This is a genomic window from uncultured Cyclobacterium sp. (assembly GCF_963976465.1).
Taxonomy (GTDB): domain Bacteria; phylum Bacteroidota; class Bacteroidia; order Cytophagales; family Cyclobacteriaceae; genus Cyclobacterium.
Window position 1 is genome coordinate 1 of sequence record NZ_CAXBOC010000704.1, and the last position, 1,829, is coordinate 1,829.

Annotated in this window: 3 protein-coding genes; all 3 read left to right on the forward strand. The window is 36.8% G+C overall.

The genetic code is table 11. From position 1 onward, the window contains the following. Positions 1-678: polysaccharide biosynthesis C-terminal domain-containing protein (locus AAC037_RS24095; RefSeq protein WP_339906216.1), on the forward strand; the 678-nt coding region annotated here is incomplete at its 5' end. Position 679: 1 nt separating this feature from the next. Next, positions 680-1,111 carry a dUTP diphosphatase gene (dut, locus tag AAC037_RS24100; protein WP_339906217.1) on the forward strand — a complete coding sequence of 144 codons (432 nt, stop codon included), beginning with the start codon at positions 680-682 and terminating at the stop codon, positions 1,109-1,111. A gap of 211 nt (positions 1,112-1,322) precedes the next feature. Next, a partial coding sequence (locus AAC037_RS24105; RefSeq protein WP_339906219.1) for a tetratricopeptide repeat protein occupies positions 1,323-1,829 on the forward strand: 507 nt, incomplete at its 3' end.

Sequence of the window (1,829 nt, forward strand, 5' to 3'; positions counted from 1 at the left end):
GCCAATTTTAAATTGGCAATTTTAATGAGTCTGATTATTCAGGCCTTTAAATATGCGGCAGAACCCTTTTTCTTCCAGCAGGCTGAAAACAAAAATAATCCCCAGTTATTCGCTAGGGTAATGCATTGGTTCATCATCTTCTGCACGTTCCTGATGGTAGCAGTATCCGTAAATTTAAAATTAATCGGGGAATTGTTTTTCCAGGCGGAGGGGTATGCTACAGCTTTACCCATGGTTCCAATCCTCTTAATGGGCTACCTATTTCTAGGGATCTACTATAATCTAAGCATTTGGTTTAAAATTACAGACCAAACCCAATACAGTTTTTATATCACCTTAATAGGAGCTGTCGTTACTATTATTATCATCCTGACATTGGTACCTGTCCTAGGATTTTTAGGGGGTGCCTTGAGTACGTTCGGTAGTTATTTGGTAATGACTTTACTCTGTTACTTTATTGGTCAAAAACATTATCCCATCCCTTATCAAACAAAGAAGGATACCGGCTATTTGCTAATCGCATTTACATTAAGTTATGGAGGTTTTCTTTTGGATACAGGCTCTTTGGTTTTAAATTTCACGCTGCACTCCTCCATTATTCTTTTGTATGGTGTCCTAATTTTTCTGCTGGAAAAAAAGGAATTAAATTTGTTATTAAAATCGTTCTCCAACAAATAGCATGAAAATAAACGTAATCAATCAATCAAATCACCCATTACCTGCTTATCAAACCGAACAATCTGCAGGTCTGGATCTTACTGCCAATATAGAAGAGCCAATTACATTGAAACCACTGGAGAGAAAATTAATTGGTACAGGTTTGTATATTGAATTGCCAGGAGGCTTCGAAGCACAAATAAGACCGAGAAGTGGCTTGGCATACAAACATGGAGTTACTGTTCTCAACAGTCCTGGCACAATTGATGCTGATTATCGAGGAGAAATAAAAGTGCTTCTGGTCAATAATTCTGACACCACTTTTATCGTTCAAGATGGAGAAAGAATTGCTCAGATGGTCATTGCCAAACATGAACAAATTGAATGGAACCCACAGGAACAGCTTTCGGACACTGAAAGGGGAACCGGAGGCTATGGGAGCACGGGCAAATAATTGTAACTTTAGTGCCATATTCATTTCTTTTGGCTACACAAAAAGTTGAACCAAAAGCAAGGGTTAATTGTATATTTTAAAAGAAAAGGATTTAATGCGTCCAATGGATCATTTTGATACTCTTGATCTAAGCAGCGTTGAATCCCCCAATAATAGTCAAAAAAGAGGTTTTGTCAATAGTAAAATTGGCAAACTGATATCGTGCAGAAAAATGAATAAATTAAATTTAAATTTTTTAGTTTGGTTTTTCACCTTTGCCATCTCTCTGGGAATACCCATGGAAGAGGCTTTTGCTCAGAAGAAACTTAGTCGAAAAGAACGGAAGGCAAAAGAAAAAGAGATAATGGCCAGCAGATTGTTTATTGAAGGACAGAAAAACCTCATGCTAGACGATTATGAGAAAGCTTATTTCTATTTCCTAAAAGCCCTGGAATTTAAAGAAGAAGAAAGTGCCATTCATTTTAAACTTTCCCAAATGATGGTCCGTGCAAAGCAGTATGAAAAAGCTTTGTCCTATGGGCAAAGGGCCCTAGAATTGGATCCTGATAATAAATATTATCATTTACAAATAGCAGAAATTTATAATAGTCAGAATAAAACAAGAGAAGCCGCAGGAGTTTTAGAAAATTTAATGGCCAATGAAGGCAACTATAGACAGTATATCCTAGACCTTGCTTCTTTGTATTTAAAGCTTCAGGACTTCGACAAAGCTTTGGAG

Bases quoted from the DNA above. Each gene is read 5' to 3' on its own strand.
- dut (WP_339906217.1), top strand. From the start codon at position 680: ATGAAAATAAACGTAATCAATCAATCAAATCACCCATTACCTGCTTAT.